This window comes from Brachybacterium equifaecis (assembly GCF_023509525.1).
In the GTDB taxonomy this organism is placed as follows: domain Bacteria; phylum Actinomycetota; class Actinomycetes; order Actinomycetales; family Dermabacteraceae; genus Brachybacterium; species Brachybacterium equifaecis.
Map to the genome: position 1 here is coordinate 53,187 of NZ_JAKNCJ010000001.1, position 21,541 is coordinate 74,727.

Sequence of the window (21,541 nt, forward strand, 5' to 3'; positions counted from 1 at the left end):
CTTCCAGCTCGGCAGGGGGTCATCATCCGACGTTCGTCTGCCGCGCCCTCTCCTTCGGCTCGTCGCTGCGGCCCGGCAGCAGCGACTGCAGGGCGCCGGCCACCCGGCCGAGAGTCGCATCGAACAGGGCCATCCACCATCGCTTTCCGCGCACCTCGACCACGCGGTGGAGGGTCCAGGCCAGCGCCAGGATCACCGCGAGGGTCGCGAGCTGGATCCAGGGCAGCTTGCGCGCGGTCGCGAGATGGCTGAAGGCGATGTAGCCGAGGTTCGCGTGCAGGAGGTACAGCGGATAGGTGATCCCGCCCGCGGCGCGCGAGAACGGCAGGCGCAGCTGCGCGATCTGCGGGGTGCCGAGCGCGGCGATGAGGAGCATCGCCAGCAGCACGAGCGCCCTATAGATCCACGGGTTCCAGGCGAGCCCGTCCCCCTCTCCCGGGACGGTGCGCACCTGCGCGCGGCGGAACGAGGCGATGAGGGCGCCGATCGCCGCGCAGGCGAGCGAGGCCTTCAGCCACCAGGGCCGCGAGCATCCCGCGGCGAATCGTCGATGGAGCTCCGCGAGCAGCGCCCCGGTCGCGAACAGCAGATAGAAGTCGCCGAGGTAGATCTGGCCCGCGAGGGATGGCGCCGCCAGCGTGATCAGCAGCATCAGGACGGACCACCCCGCGATCACCTGCGGCAGCACTCTGCGCAGCCCCAGCAGGAGCAGGATCCCGATCAGCAGGTAGAAGCGCAGCTCGATGCCGAGCGTCCAGTAGACGCCGTCCACGGGGCTCGCCCCGAAGCTGCGCGGGATCATCGTGAGGTTCCACAGGTAGGTGTGCCAGGACATGCTGAGGTGCGCCTGCGCACCCCACAGCACGATCGCCCCGGCCGTGATCGACATGGCGACCCAGAACGCCGGATACAGGCGCACCGCCCGGGCCACGAGGAAGCCGCGGGCATCGCGATGCCGGACCGAGTTCAGGATGACGTACCCGGAGATCAGGAAGAACAGCTCGACGCCGATGATGCCGTAGCGCGCGATGCGGCCGATCGGGCTCAGCTCGTCCTGCACGGCGATGTAGTCCGTGAGCACGCCGAAGTACAGCCAGTGGTAGGCGACCACGGTCAGCGCAGCGATCAGGCGCAGCCAGTCCAGCGCTTCCAGGCGCGCGGCCCGGCGCGGGGCGGCGGGGGCGGGGGCTGGGGCTGGGGCTGGGGCTGGGGCTGGGGCTGGGGCGGTTGCATCCTCGCTCACGCGGGCTCGGACTCCCCAGGGCTCTCGCCGTCCTGCGGGGGCAGCGTGCCCCAGCGCTCGACGACGGCCCCGAGCACCGCGAGGGCCGCGGCGCAGGCGGCGCCGAACGCCGTCGGCGCTACGGCACCCCACAGGCTGCCCGTGCCGCTCGCCAGCAGGTGGAGGGCCTGACCGGCGAAGATGCCTGCGACGAGGGTGCCCGTGTAGGCGCAGGCCCGGGCGAGGACGACCGTGCGGAACGCCGTCGGCAGGTCGAGCTGATGGCGACGGGGCGCGACGGTCGGCTGGATCCGACGCTGCTCCGATTCGCGCATGTAGCGGCGCAGCGGAAGACCGAGCACGAGCAGCACCGCGGCGAGGACGAGCATCACCAGCCCGGTGAAGGGGCCGGTGATGGGCACGGTCCCGCCGCGAGAGGCGAGGAAGGCTGCCAGCGAGGCGCCGAATCCCGTCGCGATCAGCGCGAGGAGCAGGAGCGTCGGGATCGAGAGGGGCCTCATGACCCCTCCCGCACCGCGCCGAAACCGGGGATCCGAGGACCGGGGCGGATGCCGTGGCGGTCCGGGGCGTGCTCGAGCAGCGCGGCCACGCGCCCGCGACCGGGCAGCTCCGCGTCGGCCTGCGCCTGCAGCCAGGGCGCCAGCACGAAAGCGCGCTCATGGGCGCGCGGGTGCGGGAGGGTCAGCTCGGGATCGTCCTGGATCAGATCTCCATAGGAGATGAGGTCGACGTCGAGGGTGCGCGGCCCCCAGCGGACCTCGCGCACGCGCTGCGCGTCCTGCTCGAGGCGCTGGGCGAGATCCAGCAGCGTCCAGGGACCGAGCACCGTGCGGATTCCGATCGCCGTGTTGAGGAACGCCGCCTGCTCGACTCCCCCGACGGGATCGGTCTCGATCACAGGCGCGGTCCAGGCGATCTCGACGCCGTCGGCCCCGCGCAGGGACTCCAGCGCCCCGCGCAGGTGGGCCGCGCGATCCCCCAAGTTCGTGCCGAGCGCGAGGACCGCATCGACCGGGGCGGCATCCCGGGTGATCTGCACGGTGACGTCCGCGAAGGGGTGCGGGATCGGCGCTGAGGGCTTGTGGATCGTGATGGCGATGCGGCGGATCAGGACATGCTCGGCGAGCACGCGCTGGGCGATCCGCTCGGCGAGGGTCTCGATGAGCTGGTGCGGCTCGCCCTCGATCTCCTCGACGGCGCTCGCGGCGACCTCCGCGTAGTTCACGGTGCGGCCCAGGGCGTCGCCTCGCGCGGCGGCGCGCAGATCGACCTCGAGGCGCAGATCCGCGGAGAACTCCTGGCCCGCCTCGCGCTCATGCGCGAGGACCCCGTGGCGGCCCCAGGCGCGCAAGCCCGTCAGGGTGATCGCGTCGCTCGGCTGAGGAGATGCGCTGAAGGACTGGCCGCGGGGTTTCTCGCTCATGTGCCCATCCTCCCAGGTGCGAGCCGACTGCAGGGACCGGCCGGTCGGAATGGCAGGGCCTGCCGGCTCTGGGTGCCTGCGCACGTGGAGCTCCGCGCGTCGCAGACGCGATCGGTCACAGCCGCAGAGCCTCCACCGGCTGGATCCGGCTCGCGCGCCACGCCGCGACAGCACCGGCGAGCGCAGCGACGACGATGCCCGCGGCCACGGCGATCGGCGCGAGCACCGGGTCGAAGATCGGCACCCAGCCGCGCGAGATCGACACCGAGAGGACCGCGAGGAGACCCAGGAACAGCCCGCACACCCCACCGGCAGCGCCGAGCAGCATCGCCTCCACCATCACGAGCCGACGCAGGTGGCTGCGCTGCGCACCGAGAGCCCGGCGCAGTCCCAGCTCCCGGGAGCGTTCGAGCACGGAGACGGACATTGAGTTCATCAGCGAGATCACCGCCACCAGGATCGAGACGGCCGACAGGGCCAGCAGAGATGCCCGGACGGTCGCCTCGATGCTGCCGCGCTGCGTCTGCGGATCCGGCGGGGCCTGCACGTGGACGCTGCTGGGATCCTCGGGCTGCAGTGCCAGAGGAAGCTGCTGTGCGATCTGCTGCGCCGCACCCGGGACGGCGCGCACGTGGACCGCCATCTCGGGCGGCACCGCGGTCACTGGCGGCGGTAGCAGCGGACTGTCGGCGACGGGAAAGCTCGCTCCCCCGACGACGCTGCGCAGCAGCTCCGGGGCGAGCGCCGACTCCTCGATGATCCCGACCACCTGGGCCTCGGTGCCGTTGACGCGCACCCGCGGGCCGGAGAACAGCGGCGGCAGCCCCAGCTCAGCGGCGAGACTGCCGCCCACCAGCACCTCGCCATCGGCGATCTCCCGCTTCTGCCCCTGCCACCGCACTGTCGCGCCGACGGACTCCAGATAGTCCGGCGTGACCGCGGCGAGAGGCGTCCCTGCAGGGGCTTCACCGCTCTCAGCGCTGATCGCGGGACTGCGCGTGATGTGGACAGCGCCGGCCAGGTCCACTCCGGCGAGCTGCTCGGAGCGAGCGGCGTACTCGGAGATGCTCGTGCGCGGATCGCCGAGGGCGGCGTCGACCTGGATGTTGCGCGTCGCATCGAAGGTCTGGGCGACCTGGGCTCGTGCTGCTTCCGTGAGACCGAAGGTCGTCACGGCGAGGCCCACTCCCAGTGCGATCACGAGGACGAGGGCCGCGTACTTCCCAGGGCGAGACGCGAGCGTGCCCCACGCATCTCGCAGGAGGTCCGGCAGGGAGAGGCGCGAGTCGTGCCCCTCTTGCCGTGCTGCGGCCGCATGCGCCGAGGGTTCGCCACCATCGCTCGCGAGCGAGAGCACCTCCGTCGGCTCGTCCTCGGCTGCGAGCGCTGGTGCACCGGCGACTCGCGCATCGGAGGCGATCCGGCCGTCCCGCACCACGATCCGGCGGTCGGTGGCTGCTGCGACGTCGGCGGAGTGGGTGACGATCACGACCGTGCGGCCGGTGCGCGCGATCGAGGTGAGCAGATCGATGATGGCCGCGCTGTTCTCGGAGTCGAGGTTGCCGGTGGGCTCGTCGGCGACGAGCACGGGCGCGCCGCCGGCGATGGCACGTGCGATCGCCACGCGCTGGCGCTGACCGCCGGAGAGGTTGCGAGCGAGCTCCTCTGCGCGATCGGCCAGACCCACCTGCTCGAGAGCCGCAGCCGCGAGCTCCAGCTGCCGGGCTCTGGGAAGTGCCCGGTAGCGGAAGGCGAGGGTGACGTTCTCGATCACCGTATGGGCGTCGAGAAGATGGAACCCTTGGAAGATGAAGCCGAAGGTGCACGAGCGGAGCTTCGCGAGCGCCCTCGGGCGCATCGCGCTCGGATCGTCCAGCCCGACCAGGATCTTCCCCGAGGTGGGGAGATCCAGCAGAGCGAGCATGTTCAGCAGTGTGGACTTGCCTGCGCCGGAGGGTCCTTCGATGGCAATCAGTTCGCCCTGCTCGATGGTGAGGTCGATCCCGCGCAGCGCGTGGACAGGGCTCGGGCCGGGGTAGCTCTTCGCGACGCCGACGAGGCGGATCCTCGGCACCGCTCAGCCGATCCTGACGACGGCGCCTTCGACGACGCCGCTGGCCTCGTCAGGAGCCACTGCGGCCACTCCGCGCACAGTTCCCGCCACGCTCACCGAAACACGAGCGAACGAGCCGTCCGACTGTCGCACGTAGATCGCACTGCCGGTGGCATCAGTGGTGATCGCCGTCGACGGCACCAGGATCGCGTCGTCGGCGACTCGCTGCTTGATGATCGTGAGGATGAAGTTCTTCCCCTCCCACTCCGGAGGAATCCCGCCCTCCACAGAAACGGGGATCGTCACGAGCGGCACCTGGCCCGTCGTGGTCGCATCCGCTTCCGCTGGAGCAGCCGCAGGGGCAGGAACCGCACCGAGCACTCCCGTACGGACCTCTCCCGCGTCGGGGGTGATCGTGACGGCCATGCCCTCGGCGAGCGCGGGCGCATCGATCGCCGGCACGCTGCTGGTCGCTGCGAGATCGGCGCCGGCGAGCGAGAGGGTGGCATCCTCCGCGAGGGTGGTGCCGACAGCGGGGACGCTCTGGAGGCGCTGGTCGCCGCCGGGGACGACGACCACTTCGGCCATGGGCAGGACGAGGTCTCCCGTCACGGGTCCGGCTGCTGCAGCATTCGGCGATGCCGCTGGTGCCGCTGCACCAGCTGCAGTCGGCGTGTTCGAGGCAGCGGGCTGCTCTGCAGCTGAGTCAGGCTTCAGAGCCGGATAATCGCGTGCGGCATAGAACTTCTCCGTTGCAGTCGCGGTGCGCGCACCGACTCGACCGTACTCAGAGGAGGGGATCGAGTAACCGAGGTCCCGGAGAGTCTGCTGCCACTGCTCGACATCCGGGCCGGTGTCCCCCACTGCGAGGTCGCGGTAGTAGGGGAAGGTGCCGAGCACAGCGAAGACGGGTCGACCGTTGAGCTCGATCAGCGGCTGCCCGATGCCGATCGGCGTGCTCGCGCTGAGCGGGTTCCCCGTCACGACGCGCGCGCCCTCCCGTGTGGGGAGGACGATCTGCTGGGTCTGCGCGGGTCCGATGGCGACGCGCGCGGTAGTGGTGTCCTCGAGCGGCCCCCGGGTGAGAGTCGCGGTGATCGCCTCAGGGGCAGGCGCCTGCGCGGCCGCCTGCACCTGCTGCGGCGACTGCGTGCGCTGTGCGATAGCCCAGGTCGCCCCGGCGGTCAGCGCCATCAGCAGCAGGATCGCGACCGGGAGCAGCCAGGACGGGCGGCGGCGCGCAGGCGCCACCTGCGTGTTCTCGCCGCCGCCCGGCGCTGGGATGAGTGACGAGCTCACCGCTCCTCCGCCAGGACCGCGGTCGCCTCATCGATCTTCGCCTGGTTCTTCGCGCGCTCCTCCTCGAGGTGCGCCCGGTTCGCATCGAGGAGCTTCGACTCGGCCTCCCATTCGAGGTCGTACCGCTTCTGCGAGTAGCCGGAGGAGTCCCTGCATTCCGCGTCGGCGATGGCGAGCTCGATCTCGCGGGGCGTCGGCGCCGAGCGGGCCACACCGTCTCCACTGAGGTCTAGACCGGACTCCGTCATTGCAATGAGAGGAAAATCCTCTGGCCCATCCGAAAGCCCTGGCACCCCTTGGGGCTCCATGCACTTTCGCCATGCGCCGCGCACGTCGGCGAGCGCTCCCGACGACTCTACCTGATGCGCTGCTTCCACCGAGAGCCACATAGAGGATTTGTCATCACTGCTTGCATCACTCGCGAGCAATCCATCAAACTCGGCCGAGCAGCTATCGAATGCAGCCTGAGCAGGTTCACCAAACTGCTGAATGAGCACGCCGAAAGAGTCTCCTGGGTCCACATAGGCAAACTCTGGAAGCATGGATGCATCGTGATATCCGTACTTCTCAGCAATCTCGCGATCGAAGAGTTTATACCCGACGATGTTTCGCGTGGGGTCGACTGGAGCCGCGAACCCAACGGGAACCTCGGGGCCCGGAAAGCCCGCGCCTGTCATGCAGCTCGACATCGATACAAGCCATGCTTCTCGAGGCACCGCACTCTGCGCCACCTCAAGATAGGAATCGAGCGGCATGGACCACTGGGCGACGTCCTTCGAGCCCTGAGGGGTAGTGGCGAGCTCACCCCTCTCGCTAGGGGTTCCTGCACAGGCCGAGACGGCGACTGCAAGAATGCATGCCGCCGCCCCGGAAGCGAGAAAGTTCCTCACGCTCACTGGAATTTCACAGACTCCGCATTGTCGTTCCGCCAGTCTGTGTAGCCCGGCTCAGTCGCACCCTTCGCCAAGCAGAACTTGCTTCCCGTGTATGCGACTTCGGTATAGAAGCAGACACTCTTGCCGCTGGTTCCATTGTTGGCAAACGACGAACCGGTATTGAGACCCGTATCGCTCGTGTCGGAGCGATACTTCCCCGTGTTGAGGTAAGCATAGCCGTTCTGGAAGTTGATGCGGTAGGCCTGCACATCCCAGGACTCGTAGTCGTAGTCCTTCCACATGCAACCGTAGGTAGAGGGGCATGTTGACTTCCGCCCCGGATCCTGGCCCGGGTACGTGCTGTACGCCTGAGCGGAGACCACCGCTCCACCCATCACCATGGATCCCGCCGCGAGCGCAAGGGCTTTCCGATCTTCATAGGGAACTCCTTCGTTCCGCCCCCCCCGATGCATCGCAGCGGCTCAAGAGGAGCATGGCTAGATTCTGGCAGTGACCAATTAGGCCAGGGAGCCATGCGAGCCATTCGTTACCGATTTGTTACCTTCCCCCACGGGGATGGGGACGAGCCCAGGCCCGCTCGACTCATAAGCCGGCGCTCGGAAGGCTCACCCGCCCCGCCACCCGCGCCGCCGCTACCGATCCCGGGACCTCGTGCACCCGCACGGCCCACGCCTCGTGCAGAGCCGAATACGTCGTCACGGCGGCGGTGGCGGCGTCGCGGTCGACGTCCAGCGCGCCGAGGAAGCGCTTGCGGCTCGCGCCGATGAGGATCGGAAGGCCGTGGCTGCGCATCGCCTCCCAGTCGCGCAGCACCTCCCAGTTCTGCTCCCCCGACTTCGAGAAGCCGAGGCCGGGATCGACCACGAGGAGCTCGTCCTCGACTCCCGCAGTGCGCAGCGCATCGAGCTGCGCGGCGAGCTCGCGCGCGCTGTCCCGGGCGACGTCCTCGTACGAGTCGAGCGCGTTCATCACGTCGCTGTGGCCGCGCCAGTGCATGGCGACGAAGACGGGCGGCGCACCGAGGCGCGTGCGGGCCTCGGCAGCGGTGGCGGCCATCGCGGGATCGGCCTGCCCGGCGGAGACGTCGTTGATGATCAGGGCGCCCGCGGCGACGGATTCGGCGGCGACGGCCGCGCGCATCGTGTCCACGCTGACGGCGATGCCCTCGCCCGCGAGGGCTGCGACCACCGGGATCACGCGGCGCAACTCCTCGGCCTCGCTGACCCGCTCGGCTCCCGGGCGGGTGGACTCCCCGCCCACGTCGACGACCGCCGCGCCCTGGCGGGCGAGCAGTCGCCCGTGGGCGAGGGCGCGCTCCAGATCGTCGTGCGCACCCCCGTCGGAGAAGGAATCGGGGGTGACGTTCAGGATCCCCATCACCAGGGTCTCCTCGCGCTCGAGGTCGCGCGGCAATCCGCAGGGACGGCGGATCATCCGCTCAGCCCCGCATGATGAGGCTCATCGCCTCCGAGCGCGTCGGCCCATTGCGGAGGATCCCCCGCACAGCGGAGGTGACGGTCTGGGAGCCCTCGGCGCGCACGCCGCGCATCGACATGCAGGAGTGCTCGGCCTCGAGCACCACGATCGCGCCCGCCGCATGGAGCTCCTCCATCAGGGCGTCCGCGATCTGGCTGGTGATGCGCTCCTGCACCTGGGGGCGGCGCGCATACACGTGCACGAGGCGCGCGAGCTTCGACAGTCCCGTCACTCCGCCCTCGCCGGGGATGTACCCCACGTGCGCCTGGCCGGTGAACGGCAGCAGGTGATGCTCGCACATCGAGGAGAAGCGGATGTCGCGCACGAGCACGAGCTCCTGGTGGTCGATGTCCCCGAAGGTCACCGACAGCGGCTCGTGAGGATCCTGCGCGAGGCCCTCGAAGACCTCCGCATACATGCGCGCCACCCGCCCGGGGGTGCCGCGCAGCCCGTCGCGATCAGGGTCCTCGCCGATGCCCGCGAGGATCTCGCGCACGGCCGCCTCGATCCGGGGCAGATCCATGCCCGCGCCCCTCTCAGGCACCGCTGCCCTGCGTGCTCGTCCCCATCCCGCCCAGCTCGCCGGGCGCGCCGGGGATATGCGGGCCGTCGCCGCCCGGCGAGGGCAGCTCGGGAGCACCGGGGCTCAGGGGCTCGCCGGCGTCGTCGGACTCGGTGCCGCGGTTGCGGGGATCGCCGCCGACCAGCGGGGCCGTGAACACGGGCCGACGCTCCGAGGACTGCCAGACCTCGCGGGCCGGGCGCTTGCGCACGTCGGCGAAGATCTCCGCGAGCTGGCGCTCGTTGAGCGTCTCCTTCTCGAGCAGCTCGAGCACGAGGCGGTCGAGCACGTCGCGGTTCTCGCTGATCACGGCCCACGCCTCGGTGAGCGCCTGGTCGATCAGGCGCCGCACCTCCTCGTCGATGATCTGTGCGGTCTCGTCGGACATCTTCGGTCCGCCCGCGCCCTGCTGCATGCCGACGAAGACCTCGTCCTGCCCGCCGCCGTAGAACACCTGGCCGAGCCGCTCGCTCATGCCGAGCTGGGTGACCATGGCGGTCGCGACCTTCGTCGCGTTCTGCAGGTCGGAGCTGGGGCCGGTGGTGACGTCGTGGAAGATGCCCTCCTCGACCGCGTAGCCGCCGAGCGCGTAGGCCAGGCGGTCCAGCAGCTCGTTGCGCGACTGGTAGTTGCGGTCCTGCGTGGGCACGACCATCGTGTAGCCGCCGGCCTGGCCGCGCGGCAGGATCGTCACCTTGTTGACGGGCGCCGAGTTGTTCAGCGCCGCCGCCACCAGGGCGTGGCCGCCCTCGTGGTACGCGGTCATCTGGCGCTCGCGATCGCTCATCACCTTCGAGTAGCGCTGGGGTCCCATGGAGACGCGGTCGATGGCCTCGTCGAGCGCGCGCGCGTCGATGATCTGGTTGTTCGAGCGGGCGGTCAGCAGGGCCGCCTCGTTCAGCACGTTCGCGAGGTCGGCCCCCGACATGCCGATCGTGCGGCGCGCGACGATCTCGAGATCGACGTCCTCTGCCAGCGGCTTGCCCTCCGCGTGGACGCGCAGGATCTGCAGGCGGCCCTTGAGGTCCGGCAGTCCGACGGCGACCTGTCGGTCGAAGCGGCCCGGGCGCAGCAGCGCGGGGTCGAGGATGTCGACGCGGTTGGTGGCGGCGATGAGGATGACGTTCTGGTGGGCGTCGAAGCCGTCCATCTCCACCAGCATCTGGTTGAGGGTCTGCTCGCGCTCGTCGTGCCCGCCGCCCATGCCGGCCCCGCGATGGCGGCCGACGGCGTCGATCTCGTCGATGAAGATGATCGCCGGGGAGTTCTCCTTGGCGGTGTTGAACAGGTCGCGCACGCGCGAGGCGCCGACGCCCACGAACATCTCCACGAAGTCCGAGCCGGAGATCGAGTAGAACGGCACGTTCGCCTCGCCGGCGACCGCGCGGGCCAGCAGCGTCTTGCCCGTTCCGGGCGGGCCGTAGAGCAGGACGCCCTTGGGGATCTTCGCGCCGACGGCCTGGTACTTCTGGGGGTCCACGAGGAACTGCTTGATCTCGTCGAGCTCCTCGACGGCCTCCTCGGCCCCGGCGACGTCGGCGAAGGTGACCTTCGGGGACTCCTTGCTGAACAGCTTCGCCTTGGACTTGCCGAACTGCATGGCGCGCCCGCCGCCCTGGGCGTTCATCATCAGGAACCAGAACAGGCCCAGGAACAGCAGCAGCGGCAGGAGCGAGAACGCGAGGGTGCTCCACAGCGAGGTGGAGGCGATCTCGTCGGTGTACCCCTTCTCGGGATCCGCCGCCTGGACCGCCTCGACCACGGCGTCGCCGCGCGCGGTCACGTACGGGAAGCTGACGCGGTCGCCCTTGTCCTCGAAGTCCTCGGTGAGCACGAGGTCCACGCGCTGCTGGTTGCCGTCGACGATCTTGGCCTGCTCGACGGTGCCGCCCTTCAGCAGCTCGAGCCCCTGCTCGGTGTCGATGCTCTGGTAGCCGTCCCTGCCGAGCAGGGAGAAGGCGAGGATCCCCAGCAGCAGCGCCAGCCCGATCCACACGGCGAAGGACGCCCCGGGGCGCCGCTTCTTGGGAGTGCCGCTGCCGGCCTGGTCACTGCGCTGGGCCATATCAGTCCTCGTAGACGGAGCGCTTGAGAACGCCCACGTAGGGAAGGTTGCGGTACTTCTCGGCGTAGTCGAGGCCGTAGCCGACCACGAACTCGTTGGGGATGTCGAAGCCGACGTACTTCACGTCGATCTCCACGCGCGCCGCATCGGGCTTGCGCAGCAGGGTCGCGACCTCGACCGACTTCGGGCCGCGGGAGCGCAGGTTCGTCAGCAGCCACTTCAGCGTGAGACCCGAGTCGATGATGTCCTCGACGATGAGGACGTGCCGATCCGTGATGTCGGCGCCGAGGTCCTTGAGGATGCGCACCACGCCCGAGGACTTCGTGCCGGAGCCGTAGGAGGACACCGCCATCCAGTCCATGTCGATCGGCAGATCGATGCGGCGGGTCAGGTCGCCCACCACCATCACGGCGCCCTTGAGGACGCCGACGATCAGCGGCGGATCCTCGGCGTAGTCGCGAGCGATCGCCTCCCCCATCTCCGCCAGTCGCGAGTGGATGCTCTGCTCATCGAGCAGGATGCGTTCGACGTCGTCATGCAGGGTGACGGACACGCGGTCTCCTTGGTGGGTCGGCTGCCGCTCGCCGTGCGGGGCGCGGCCGGGGCGGCGCGTCATCCGCGGGAGCGGCGCCACACCAGCAGTCCGTCCCGACGAGCGACCTCGATCCTACCCGGAAGGGCAGCGGCAGCCTGACCGTGCCATGAGACAACCAGGGCATCCGCGGCGAGCACGTGGCGGCGCAGCAGGGACTTGTCCGACGGCCCCGGTCCCAGCTTCTCCGCGAGCCGAGCCGCATCCCGCAGCACCCGCGTGCGCAGGGGGGCGGGCGCGGCGGCGAGCGCATGGACATCGGCGACCAGCAGGTCCCCCTCCTCCAGCGCGGGCCCCTCGCTGCGCAGGAGCGAGCGCCCGAGATCCGCCGCCTCCGCGTCCAGCAGCTCGGAGTCGGGTGCGACCAGCGCTGCGGTGCGAGCGAGGTTCTCGGTGATCTGCTCGCCGAGCTCCTCCCTCAGCAGCGGCATGATGCGGTGGCGCACGCGGGAGCGCAGCAGGGAGGGATCCGCGTTCATCGGGTCCTCCCACCACTCGAGATCGTGGAGAGCGCAGATCGCCTCAGTGTCCGCGCGCGTCAGCGCTGTGCTCTCGTCGCGACCGGTGCCGAGGAAGGGACGCAGCACGTGCCCGCGCACGGGCGGGATGCCGGCGAGCGCACGCAGGCCCGACCCGCGCGCGAGGCCCATCAGCACCTGCTCAGCCTGGTCGTCGAGCGTGTGCCCGAGCAGCAGGGCGAGCGCCCCGCGCGATTCCATCAGCTCCTCGAACGCCGCGGTGCGCGCGGTGCGGGCGGCGTTCTCCACTCCCCCGCCTCCGGAGCGCTGCACGGCGACGCGCACCACGTGCACGCGCGCGGCGCCAAGACGCTCCGCCTGGACGCGGGCGCGCTCGGCGACCCCCTGGGATCCCTCCTGGATCCCGTGGTCGATGATCACGGCCTCGGTCTCCAGGCCGAGGCGGGAAGCCGCCCAGCACGTGGTCGCGAACAGCGCGAGCGAGTCCGCGCCGCCGCTGAGCCCGACGAGCACCCGCGGGCGCAGGTGACCGGCCGAGGCGTCCGCGAGGACCTCCAACCGCGCCATGAGGGCAGCGCGCACGGCGCTCCGCGCACGGGCCACCGCCTTCGGAGGGCCCGCCATCAGGACGTCTCGACGATCTCGGCGGCCACCCGGTCCACGCCGGCGCGGGCCTCGTCGGCCTGCTCGGGCGGGAAGCCGTGCACGATGATGTCGAAGGCGACGGTGCGGCCGTCGGGCAGCGCCGTGACCCCGGCGAGCGCGGCCGTCCCGCCCAGGTATCCGGTCTTCCCGCGGATCACGCCGCGCGCCGGTGCGACGCCCGGATCCGAGAACCTCTCCGCCAGCGTGCCGCTGAGACCGCCGATGGGGACGTCGTAGAGCAGCGGCTCGAGCGCAGGCGCGCTGCCCGAGGCGGCCCTGCCGAGCACAGCCGTCTGCAGCGCCGGCGAGACGCGGTTGTCGAGGGAGAGGCCGCTGCCGTCGCGGATCACGAGCTGGGCGAGGTCGGCGCCCGGCACGCCGAGCTCCGCCCCGAGCGCCCTCACCTCGGCGTCGACCGCCGCGGCGGCGTTCGCGGGGGTGGGCTCGAGGCCGTGGGCGCGCGCGACGAGATGCGCGAGCAGCTCGGCGAGCGTGTTGTCGGAGTGCAGCAGGGTCGTCTGCACGATCTCCTCGAGCGGGGCGGACCCCACCTGCACGCTGCGCCCGGTCGGCGGCGCGATGCCGGGGGCGATCTCGCCGCTCACCTCGACCCCGCGCTCGCGCAGCAGCTGGGCGAAGCGCTGGGCGGCATCGCCCGCGGGATCCGCGGACTTCGCGCCGTAAGGGCTCGCATCCAGTCGGCCCTCGTCGACGGCGAGCGCCGCCGTCGGCGCCACCCATCCTCCCGCGCGGCCGTTCCCGCCCCACGCGGGGTTCTCGCCGCCGGGCAGGGCGCTCGTATCCAGGCGCAGGGCGATCGGCCGCGCCCCGCCCTCCAGCACCATGGCGGCGGCGGCATCGGCGAGCGCGGCCAGCTTCGCGTCGGTGAGCGTCATGTCGCCGGTGCCGACGAGGGTCATCGTGTCGCCCTCGAGCACTGCGCTCGTGGTGAGAGTCGTCTCTCCGGGGAGCACCCTCAGGACGGCGGCCGCAGTGAGGAGCTTGAGGGTGGAGGCCGGGATGCGGGCGGCGTCCGCGTCGCGCGCGACGATCGCCTCGCCCGTCTGCGCATCGACGACGCTGACGGCCAGATTCCCGCCGATGACGGGATCCGCGGCCAGCGCGTCGATCCGGGCGCTCAGTCCCGCGGCGAGATCTGCTAGCGCCTCGGACGCGGGCGCCGGCACCAGGGGCTCCGCGCTGGCGCGGGCGAGATCCTCGCCCTGGGCGGGCGGGCCGGCCTGGGCGGCGGCGGAGGGGCGCTCGAGGGTGAGGACCCCCGGGAAGGCGTCGGCCAGATCGCCCAGGGCGTAGAAGCTCACCGGGATCGCGGCGCACAGCCCGATCGCGAGAGCGCGCCAGGCCTTGCCTGCCTTCTCGGAGTCCATGGGGCAACGATAGAGGCAACCATATAGAGTGGCGATGGAACTGGCCGTGCCCCTCGGGGCCGAACGCAATGGAGCTGCAGACGTGGAATTCGACGTCACCATCGAGATCCCTCGAGGCAATCGCAACAAGTACGAGGTGGATCACCACAACGGCCGCATCCGCCTGGACCGCATGCTGTTCACCGCGACGCGCTACCCCGATGACTACGGGTTCATCGAGGGCACCCTCGGCGAGGACGGCGATCCGCTGGATGCACTCGTGCTCCTGGAGGAGCCCACCTTCCCCGGCTGCCTGATCCGCTGCCGTGCGCTCGGCATGTTCCGCATGCGCGACGAGTCCGGCGGTGACGACAAGATCATCGCGGTGCCGGTCGGCGATCAGCGCCAGGCCCGCCGCCAGGAGCTCACCGACGTCTCCGAGTTCCACCGCCTGGAGATCCAGCACTTCTTCGAGGTCTACAAGGATCTCGAGCCCGGGAAGAGCGTCGAGGGCGCCCACTGGGAGGGCCGCACGGACGCCGAGGCGGAGATCCGCGAGTCCTACCAGCGCGCTCGCGGCACCGAGCACGAGAACGAGTTCACCCAGGACGTCTGATCCCTGCGCACTGCGCCCGGGATGCCAGCGGCCCCTGATCCGATCGGATCAGGGGCCGCTGGCGTGCGAGCCTTCTCAGGCCTCGATGCCGCCCGCCGCAGGGGCGGAGCCCTGGAGGCCGGGAGCGTGCGCGAAGACGGTGCGCTGCGCGGACAGGACGCTCTTGGCGATCGCCCGGTTGCCGACGCCGCCGATGAGAGCGCCGACCCCGAAGGGGATCAGGCGTCCGGCCCACACGGAGCCCAGTCGCGAGGCGACCTTGCGGCGGATCCAGCGCTTCATCTGCCTGTTCACGGCCGACATCACGAAGTCCGGGGCGACTCCGTTCAGCACGGTCGTCCACTGCACACCCTGCTTGCCGAGCGCCTTAGAGACGAGCTCTTGCCCCTTCTCCCCGCCGAGGATCGCCAGCGTGATCGTGCGGCGCCGCTCCTTGTCGCTCATGTCGACGTCGCGGATCCGCGCGACCGCAAGGGTGAGGAACGCGCACGCCTCGGCGAATGCGGCTCCCTCGCCCGTGGTCAGCGCGATCGCGGCGATCGTGCCGACGCCCGGCAGCGCCGCCACCCCGCCGACGCCCGCGCCCGACGCCGTGAGCATCCGGGTGAACTGCTTCTCGATGTGCGCGACGAGCTCGTCGTCCGAGAGCTCGGGGCGCTTCTTCCGGAGCGAGGCGACGTAGCGGTTGGCCAGCGGCGCCTGGATGCGCAGCGCGTGGTCGATGATCGTCAGGGTGCGCTCGTCGGGCGCCTGCGCCTCGCCGTTCTCCCCGGTCGTCTCGAGCGCGCTCTCGCGCTCCTTGTCGGCCTTGCTCGGCAGTCCCAGCACGGCGTCCTCCTTCTCTCTCGCATCATGGTGCCGAGGGCCTCCCCCCGGCGGACGCCCACACCCTAGCGGGTGCGACTGGCCGGCTCCCCCAGCTCAGCGCCGGCTCAGGGCAGGCGGATCTGACCGCTGCCCAGCGTCGCGATCTCCCCCTCCAGGCCGAGCTCGGTGACGGCGTCGGGGAGATCGGCGTAGCGCGGCGCGTGGCGGTTGGCCACGATGGAGCGCGGGATGCAGAGGTCGTGGCAGATCGTGCCTGCGAGATGGTCGGTCTCGTGCTGGAGGATGCGGGCGGTCCAGCCGAGATGCTCCTCCTGGACCTCCTCCAGGGACCCGTCGGCGCGCAGCTCGGTCCCGCGGAACGCGATCCGGCGGGCGCGCGGCACGATCGAGCTGAAGCCGTCCATCGAGAGGCAGCCCTCCCAGGCGAGGACGCGCTCGGTCCCGATCGCCTCGTACGAGGGATCGAGCATCGCGCGCAGCGGCAGGGGGCGGCGCTCCAGGAGGTCGTCCTCCTCGTCGCCGTCCTCGGAGGCGAAGCGATCCTGCGCCACGAACAGGCGCAGCGGCAGCCCGATCTGCGGAGCGGCGAGCCCGACCCCGGGCGCCTCGTGCATCGTGAGCGTCATGGCGTCCACGAGCTCCGCCAGGATCTCGGGCTCAAGGGCCCCGCGCGCATCCCGCGCGGGGCGTCGCAGGGCGGGATGGCCCACCTGCACGATCCTCAGGGGCGCATCGGCGCTCTCGCGGCGGTCCAGCAGGCGGCGGGTGTATTCGGTGAGATCCACTGACGCAGTATCCCCCATGGGGTAGCATCGGCTCACCGGTGCAAGGACGCACGCGAGCACTCGCGGGACCACGCCCCCGCTCCGGGATGACACAGCACTTCGCGACGGATCGTCCGGCACGTACCTGCCGGTGAAGGAGAATCCCCATGGCAACAGTGACTTTCGACAACGCGAGTCGCATCTACCCGGGCCAGGAGCGCCCCGCGGTGGACAACCTGAACATCGAGATCGCCGACGGCGAGTTCCTCGTGCTCGTCGGCCCCTCGGGCTGCGGCAAGTCGACCTCCCTGCGCATGCTCGCAGGCCTCGAGGAGATCAACCGCGGCCGCATCCTCATCGGCGATCGCGACGTCACCGACGTCCCGCCGAAGGATCGCGACATCGCGATGGTGTTCCAGAACTACGCGCTGTACCCGCACATGACCGTGGCGGACAACATGGGCTTCGCCCTGAAGATCGCCGGCACCCCCAAGGCCGAGATCCGCAAGCGCGTGGAGGAGGCTGCGAAGATCCTCGACCTCGAGCAGTACCTCGACCGCAAGCCCAAGGCCCTCTCGGGCGGCCAGCGCCAGCGCGTCGCCATGGGCCGCGCCATCGTGCGCTCCCCCCAGGTGTTCCTCATGGACGAGCCGCTGTCGAACCTCGACGCCAAGCTGCGCGTGTCGACCCGCACCCAGATCGCGTCGCTGCAGCGCCGCCTGGGCGTCACGACCGTCTACGTGACCCACGATCAGACCGAGGCCATGACGATGGGCGACCGCGTCGCGGTCCTCAACGGCGGCGTCCTCCAGCAGATCGACTCCCCGCGCCGCATGTACGACCACCCGAACAACGTGTTCGTGGCCGGCTTCATCGGCTCCCCCGCGATGAACCTCATCGAGGCTCCCCTCTCGGAGCAGGGCGTGCAGTTCGGCGGGATCACCATCCCCGTGGACCGCACCACCCTGTCCGACACCGCTGAGCGCTCCGTCACCGTGGGCGTGCGCCCCGAGGACCTCGAGCTCAGCCAGGACGGCCTCGCGGTCGAGGTCGACGTGGTCGAGGAGCTCGGCGCGGACGCCTACATCTACGGCCGCCTCGCCGGCTCGGACGAGACGGCGAAGCCGATCATCGCCCGCGTCGACGGCCGCCGCCCCCCGATGAAGGGCGAGACGGTGCACTTCCGTCCCAAGGAGAACCACCTGCACCTGTTCGACGTGGCCAACGGCCAGCGCCTGGGCGACTGAGCCCGCGCGCCGCACAGCGCTGCATGAGCCCGACGGGCGTCCGGTCACAGGCCGGGCGCCCGTCGGCGCATGCGGACGCCGCCTGCGCCCAGCCCCGTCGGGCCGACGCGCCGACGGGCTCGAAGGCCGCTCGCTCCGCCGCCTCCCGCTCGCGCGAGGGCTCGGGAGCAGGCAGAATAGTGGGCATGGCACCCCTGGAGATCACGGCATCGCGACCAGATCCTGCTCTTCTGGATCTGCCGTGGAGCACGCCGCTGGCCCAGTGGCCCGAGGAGCTCCTCGCCGCCCTCCCGCGCGGCATCTCCCGCCACGTGGTGCGGTTCGTGCGCGTGGGCGGGCAGGTGCTCGCGCTCAAGGAGATCAACCATCACCTCGCGGTGCGCGAGTACGACATGCTGCGCCTCCTGGGACGGATCGGGATCCCTGCGGTCGAGCCCTACGGAGTCGTCTCCGGCCGCTCGAGCGCCGACGGCGAGCCGCTGGACTCCATGCTCATCACCCGCCATCTCCAGTTCTCCCTGCCCTACCGCGCGGTCTTCTCGCAGATCTCGCAGGAGGACACCGCCCGCCGCCTCCTGGACGCGCTCGCGGTGCTGCTGGTGCGCCTGCACCTCGAGGGGTTCTTCTGGGGCGACGTCTCGCTCTCGAACACCCTGTTCCGTCGCGACGCCGGTGCTTTCGCCGCCTACCTGGTGGACGTCGAGACCGGCACACTGCACGAGACGCTGACCGACGGCCAGCGCAGCTACGACCTGGACATCGCCCGCACCAACATCATCGGCGAGCTGATGGACCTGCAGGCCGGGGAGCAGCTCAGCGAGGACACCGACCCCATCGAGGTCGGCGACCAGCTCCTGGCGCGGTACGAGGAGCTCTGGAGCGCCCTGACCGAGCGCGAGAGCTTCTCCTCCGACGAGCGCTGGAAGGTCTCCGCGCGCATCGAGCTGCTGAACCAGCTCGGATTCGACGTCGGCGAGCTCGAGCTCACCACAGACCTGGACGGCACGACCGTCTCGATCCGCCCGAAGGTCGTGGACGCCGGGCATCACTCCCGCCGCCTCATGCGGCTCGCCGGGATCGACGCCCAGGAGAACCAGGCGCGCCGTCTCCTGAACGACCTGGACCAGTACCGCGCGATCACCGACCAGCAGGCCGAGGAGGAGGAGTTCGTCGCGCACGAGTGGCTGCAGGAGCACTACGAGCCGGTCGTGCGGTCCATCCCCCGCGGCATGCGCTCGAAGCTGCAGTCGCCAGAGTTCTTCCACGAGGTGCTCGAGCACAAGTGGTTCATGAGCGAGCGGGAGCAGCGCGACGTCCCGCTGCGGGAGGCGGCGCAGGACTACATCGCGCAGATCCTGCCGCACCGGCCGGATGAGAAGTCGCTGGTCACCACCGAGACCTCCGCGATCCCCGTCATCGGCTCCTGAGCCCGGCCGCTCGCGGCGGCACCGCGCCGATGCCCCGCGCAGCGCAGATCGCCCCGCCCCTGCTCGACTGAGCGGGGGCGGGGCGATCCGATTGCGGCGCGGCTGATCGGTCAGGCGAGCCCGGCGCGATCGCGAGCGCCCGCGATCTCGTAGAGCGCGATCGCCGCGGCGACCGAGGCGTTCAGCGACTCCGTGCGCGCCCCCATCGGGATCGAGACCACCTGGTCGCAGGTCTCCCGAGCGAGACGCGAGAGTCCCTTGCCCTCCGCGCCGATCACGAGGACCACGGGCTCCGCGGCCAGCGACATCTCGCGCGTAGTCACGTCGCCGTCGGCATCGAGCCCGAGCGCGAACAGGCCCTCGCTCTTCAGATCCGCCAGGGCGCGGTTGAGGTTGGTCACCTGGGCGACGCGCACTCGGGCGGCGGCGCCCGCCGCGACCTTCCACACGCTCGCGGTCATGGAGACGCTGCGGCGCTCGGGCAGGATCACGCCGTGGGCGCCGAACGCGCCCGCGCTGCGGAGGATGGCTCCGAGGTTGCGGGGATCGGTGATGCCGTCCAGGGCGATCAGCAGGGGCGCCTCGAAGGCATCCTGGGCGATCTGCAGGAGGTCGTCGAGCTCGGCGTACTCGTACGGCGGGATCGTGAGCGAGACGCCCTGGTGGACGGCGTGGTCGGTCATCCGATCCAGGTCCGTGCGGGTGACCTCGGCGACCGGGAGGCCCTGGGCTGTCGCCAGGCGCAGGATCTCGCGCACGCGGTCGTCGAACTCCAGGCGGTGCATCAGAGTCAGCCCCGTCGCCGGGATCTGCTCCTGCAGCGCCTCGAGCACGGCGTTGCGCCCGGCGACCTGGTTCTCCCCCGGGTTCGTGCGGGCGCCTGCGCGCGAGCCGCGCGAGCCGGCCTTCGGCGAGGTCGGGCGGCCGCTGCCGCTCTTGCCCGTCGTGCCGCCGCCCTTGTACGCCTTGTGGTTCGGGCGGTCCTCGGCCTTGGGGGTCGGCCCGCGGCCCTCGAGCGCGCGCCGGCGCACTCCGCCCGAGCCGACGCTCGGGCCCTTCTTCGCGTGCCGCATCTTCCCGCGGCGCGAGCTGTTGCCTGCCATCAGTCGTTCTCCTTGTCCTGGGGTGCGAGGCTCCAGCGGGCTCCGCCGGTTCCGTCCTCCACCCGAATTCCTGCTGCGGCCAGGGCGTCGCGGATCTCGTCCGCGCGCGCCCAGTCCTTGTCCTCGCGGGCGCTCGCCCGGGCCTCCAGCTGACTGCGCACGAGAGCGTCCAGCGCCTCGTGCTCTCCGCTCGCGCCGCTGCCGCCCTCGGTCCACGACACCGGATCCAGGCCCAGCACGTCGAGCATCGCACGCAGCGACGCGAGCGATTCCGCGATCGCCGACGGATCCGCGTCGCTGCGCGCGAGCGCGGTATTGAGATCGGCCTGCGCGCGATGCACGGCGGCCATCGCCGTCGGCACCGCGAGATCGTCGTGCATCGCCTCGACGAAAGCAGTCGGGAGGGCGGCCGTGCGCAGATCCTGCGCCAGCAGGGCCTCCTCGCCGATGACCGCACCGGCGCGCTGCACGGTGGCGGTGAAGCGCTCCCACACCACCTCGGCCTCGCGCATGATCGCGGCGTTGTACTCGATGGAGGCGCGGTAATGGGCGCCCAGGAGCGCGAGGCGCACCGCCGGGGCGGGATGAGCGCTCAGCACGTCGTCGGCCGTGACGAAGTTGTGCAGGCTCTTGCCCATCTTCAGGCCGTCCACCGTCACCATGCCCACGTGCATCCAGCTGCGCGCGAAGCCGTAGCCCGCCGCGCGGGACTGCGCCTGCTCGTTCTCGTGGTGGGGGAAGCGCAGGTCGAGGCCGCCGGCGTGGATGTCGAAGGTCTCGCCGAGGTAGCGATGTGCCATGGCGGAGCACTCGAGGTGCCACCCGGGCCGGCCGCGGCCGAAGGGCGTGTCCCAGGAGGCGCTCTGGGGCTCCGAGGGCTTCGCTGCCTTCCACAGGGCGAAGTCGCGCGGATCGCGCTTGCCGGGCTCCGGCTCCTCGCCGGTGTCCTGCATGTCCTCGAGCGCCTGGCGCGTCAGCGCACCGTACTCCGGGAGGCTCTGCACGGCGAAGTAGACGCTCCCGCGGCCGTCGGCATAAGCGTGACCGCGCTCGATGAGCCGCTCCATGAGGGCGATCATCTCGGGGACGTGCCCGGTGGCGCGGGGCTCGATGCTCGGCACGAGGCAGCCCGCATCGGCGAGGATCTCGTGGAACTCGGTCTCGAACCGGTACGACCAGGCCCACCACTGGGCGCCGTTCTTCGCGGCGAGATCGAGGATCTTGTCGTCGATGTCCGTCACGTTGCGCACATAGGTGACGTCGAGGCCGGAGCGCGTGAGCCAGCGCACCAGGATGTCGACGGCGAGGAAGGTGCGGAGGTGACCGAGATGGGGCGCGCCCTGGGTCGTCGGGCCGCAGGCGTAGATCGAGGCGGCCCCCTCCTGCACGGGAGTGAAGGGTGCGAGGGTGCGCGCGGCGGTGTCATAGAGATGCAGGCTCACCCCACCAGGGTACG

At 70.9% G+C, this 21,541-nt stretch carries 20 protein-coding genes; 3 read left to right on the forward strand and 17 right to left on the reverse strand.

The window, feature by feature from the left end; all coding sequences use genetic code 11:
• Positions 1 to 22: 22 nt before the first annotated feature.
• The 13 genes from Bequi_RS00265 to Bequi_RS00325 form a co-directional block, all read right to left on the reverse strand.
• Positions 23 to 1,243, reverse strand: coding sequence for an acyltransferase family protein (locus Bequi_RS00265; protein ID WP_249735992.1), 1,221 nt, complete (start codon positions 1,241 to 1,243; stop codon positions 23 to 25).
• Positions 1,240 to 1,743, reverse strand: a complete 504-nt coding sequence (locus tag Bequi_RS00270) for a DUF3180 domain-containing protein (protein WP_249735993.1) — start codon at positions 1,741 to 1,743, stop codon at positions 1,240 to 1,242. The genes Bequi_RS00265 and Bequi_RS00270 overlap by 4 nt, the downstream gene beginning before the upstream one ends.
• The gene (folK, locus tag Bequi_RS00275; RefSeq protein ID WP_249735994.1) at positions 1,740 to 2,666 is read right to left on the reverse strand and encodes a 2-amino-4-hydroxy-6-hydroxymethyldihydropteridine diphosphokinase; all 927 of its coding nucleotides are present in this window, start codon (positions 2,664 to 2,666) and stop codon (positions 1,740 to 1,742) included. Before folK ends, Bequi_RS00270 begins: the two co-directional genes overlap by 4 nt.
• 115 nt (positions 2,667 to 2,781) lie before the next feature.
• Positions 2,782 to 4,740, reverse strand: a complete 1,959-nt coding sequence (locus Bequi_RS00280; RefSeq protein WP_249735995.1) for an ABC transporter ATP-binding protein/permease — start codon at positions 4,738 to 4,740, stop codon at positions 2,782 to 2,784.
• Between the two features lie 3 nt (positions 4,741 to 4,743).
• A complete protein-coding gene (locus Bequi_RS00285; RefSeq protein WP_249735996.1) occupies positions 4,744 to 6,018 on the reverse strand; it encodes a hypothetical protein in 1,275 nt (424 codons plus the stop codon).
• On the reverse strand, positions 6,015 to 6,908 hold the full coding sequence (locus Bequi_RS00290) for a hypothetical protein (RefSeq protein ID WP_249735997.1): 894 nt from the start codon (positions 6,906 to 6,908) through the stop codon (positions 6,015 to 6,017). The genes Bequi_RS00285 and Bequi_RS00290 overlap by 4 nt, the downstream gene beginning before the upstream one ends.
• Positions 6,909 to 6,910: 2 nt before the next feature.
• Positions 6,911 to 7,195 carry a hypothetical protein gene (locus Bequi_RS00295; protein WP_249735998.1) on the reverse strand — a complete coding sequence of 95 codons (285 nt, stop codon included), beginning with the start codon at positions 7,193 to 7,195 and terminating at the stop codon, positions 6,911 to 6,913.
• Positions 7,196 to 7,496: 301 nt separating this feature from the next.
• Positions 7,497 to 8,348, reverse strand: coding sequence for a dihydropteroate synthase (folP, locus tag Bequi_RS00300; RefSeq protein ID WP_249735999.1), 852 nt, complete (start codon positions 8,346 to 8,348; stop codon positions 7,497 to 7,499).
• Between the two features lie 4 nt (positions 8,349 to 8,352).
• Positions 8,353 to 8,913, reverse strand: a complete 561-nt coding sequence (gene folE, locus Bequi_RS00305; RefSeq protein ID WP_249736000.1) for a GTP cyclohydrolase I FolE — start codon at positions 8,911 to 8,913, stop codon at positions 8,353 to 8,355.
• Positions 8,914 to 8,926: 13 nt separating this feature from the next.
• Entirely contained in the window at positions 8,927 to 11,017 is a 2,091-nt protein-coding gene (gene ftsH / locus Bequi_RS00310) for an ATP-dependent zinc metalloprotease FtsH (RefSeq protein WP_249736001.1), read from the reverse strand.
• A 1-nt stretch (position 11,018) separates the two neighbouring features.
• Positions 11,019 to 11,570: a hypoxanthine phosphoribosyltransferase gene (gene hpt, locus Bequi_RS00315; RefSeq protein WP_249736002.1), complete on the reverse strand. Its 552-nt coding sequence runs from the start codon at positions 11,568 to 11,570 to the stop codon at positions 11,019 to 11,021.
• Positions 11,571 to 11,629: 59 nt separating this feature from the next.
• Positions 11,630 to 12,712 carry a tRNA lysidine(34) synthetase TilS gene (gene tilS, locus Bequi_RS00320; RefSeq protein WP_249736003.1) on the reverse strand — a complete coding sequence of 361 codons (1,083 nt, stop codon included), beginning with the start codon at positions 12,710 to 12,712 and terminating at the stop codon, positions 11,630 to 11,632.
• A complete protein-coding gene (locus Bequi_RS00325) occupies positions 12,712 to 14,121 on the reverse strand; it encodes a D-alanyl-D-alanine carboxypeptidase/D-alanyl-D-alanine-endopeptidase (RefSeq protein WP_249736004.1) in 1,410 nt (469 codons plus the stop codon). The genes tilS and Bequi_RS00325 overlap by 1 nt, the downstream gene beginning before the upstream one ends.
• Positions 14,122 to 14,203: 82 nt before the next feature.
• Between Bequi_RS00325 and Bequi_RS00330 the strand changes: the two genes are divergently transcribed.
• Complete coding sequence (locus Bequi_RS00330) at positions 14,204 to 14,716, forward strand: inorganic diphosphatase (RefSeq protein WP_249736005.1); 513 nt, start codon at positions 14,204 to 14,206, stop codon at positions 14,714 to 14,716.
• A 75-nt stretch (positions 14,717 to 14,791) separates the two neighbouring features.
• Here Bequi_RS00330 and Bequi_RS00335 read toward each other — a convergent pair whose 3' ends face one another.
• Positions 14,792 to 15,544, reverse strand: coding sequence for a hypothetical protein (locus Bequi_RS00335; RefSeq protein WP_249736006.1), 753 nt, complete (start codon positions 15,542 to 15,544; stop codon positions 14,792 to 14,794).
• A 104-nt stretch (positions 15,545 to 15,648) separates the two neighbouring features.
• Positions 15,649 to 16,329, reverse strand: coding sequence for a peptide deformylase (locus Bequi_RS00340; RefSeq protein WP_249736007.1), 681 nt, complete (start codon positions 16,327 to 16,329; stop codon positions 15,649 to 15,651).
• A 146-nt stretch (positions 16,330 to 16,475) separates the two neighbouring features.
• Between Bequi_RS00340 and Bequi_RS00345 the strand changes: the two genes are divergently transcribed.
• Both Bequi_RS00345 and Bequi_RS00350 read left to right on the forward strand, forming a co-directional pair.
• Positions 16,476 to 17,555 carry an ABC transporter ATP-binding protein gene (locus Bequi_RS00345; RefSeq protein ID WP_249736008.1) on the forward strand — a complete coding sequence of 360 codons (1,080 nt, stop codon included), beginning with the start codon at positions 16,476 to 16,478 and terminating at the stop codon, positions 17,553 to 17,555.
• A 185-nt stretch (positions 17,556 to 17,740) separates the two neighbouring features.
• Positions 17,741 to 18,982 (forward strand): DUF4032 domain-containing protein, encoded by a 1,242-nt coding sequence (locus tag Bequi_RS00350; protein WP_249736009.1) that lies wholly within the window; start codon positions 17,741 to 17,743, stop codon positions 18,980 to 18,982.
• Between the two features lie 110 nt (positions 18,983 to 19,092).
• Here Bequi_RS00350 and rlmB read toward each other — a convergent pair whose 3' ends face one another.
• Together rlmB and cysS are read right to left on the reverse strand one after the other, a co-directional pair.
• On the reverse strand, positions 19,093 to 20,085 hold the full coding sequence (gene rlmB / locus Bequi_RS00355; RefSeq protein WP_249736010.1) for a 23S rRNA (guanosine(2251)-2'-O)-methyltransferase RlmB: 993 nt from the start codon (positions 20,083 to 20,085) through the stop codon (positions 19,093 to 19,095).
• Positions 20,085 to 21,527 carry a cysteine--tRNA ligase gene (gene cysS, locus Bequi_RS00360; protein WP_249736011.1) on the reverse strand — a complete coding sequence of 481 codons (1,443 nt, stop codon included), beginning with the start codon at positions 21,525 to 21,527 and terminating at the stop codon, positions 20,085 to 20,087. Before cysS ends, rlmB begins: the two co-directional genes overlap by 1 nt.
• Positions 21,528 to 21,541: the final 14 nt, after the last annotated feature.

Coding starts and splice junctions, on each gene's coding strand:
- Bequi_RS00270 (WP_249735993.1), bottom strand. CDS start 1,743: ATGAGGCCCCTCTCGATCCCGACGCTCCTGCTCCTCGCGCTGATCGCG.
- folK (WP_249735994.1), bottom strand. CDS start 2,666: ATGAGCGAGAAACCCCGCGGCCAGTCCTTCAGCGCATCTCCTCAGCCG.
- Bequi_RS00295 (WP_249735998.1), bottom strand. CDS start 7,195: ATGTGGAAGGACTACGACTACGAGTCCTGGGATGTGCAGGCCTACCGC.
- folP (WP_249735999.1), bottom strand. CDS start 8,348: ATGATCCGCCGTCCCTGCGGATTGCCGCGCGACCTCGAGCGCGAGGAG.
- folE (WP_249736000.1), bottom strand. CDS start 8,913: ATGGATCTGCCCCGGATCGAGGCGGCCGTGCGCGAGATCCTCGCGGGC.
- ftsH (WP_249736001.1), bottom strand. CDS start 11,017: ATGGCCCAGCGCAGTGACCAGGCCGGCAGCGGCACTCCCAAGAAGCGG.
- tilS (WP_249736003.1), bottom strand. CDS start 12,712: ATGGCGGGCCCTCCGAAGGCGGTGGCCCGTGCGCGGAGCGCCGTGCGC.
- Bequi_RS00325 (WP_249736004.1), bottom strand. CDS start 14,121: ATGGACTCCGAGAAGGCAGGCAAGGCCTGGCGCGCTCTCGCGATCGGG.
- Bequi_RS00345 (WP_249736008.1), top strand. CDS start 16,476: ATGGCAACAGTGACTTTCGACAACGCGAGTCGCATCTACCCGGGCCAG.
- Bequi_RS00350 (WP_249736009.1), top strand. CDS start 17,741: ATGGCACCCCTGGAGATCACGGCATCGCGACCAGATCCTGCTCTTCTG.
- rlmB (WP_249736010.1), bottom strand. CDS start 20,085: ATGGCAGGCAACAGCTCGCGCCGCGGGAAGATGCGGCACGCGAAGAAG.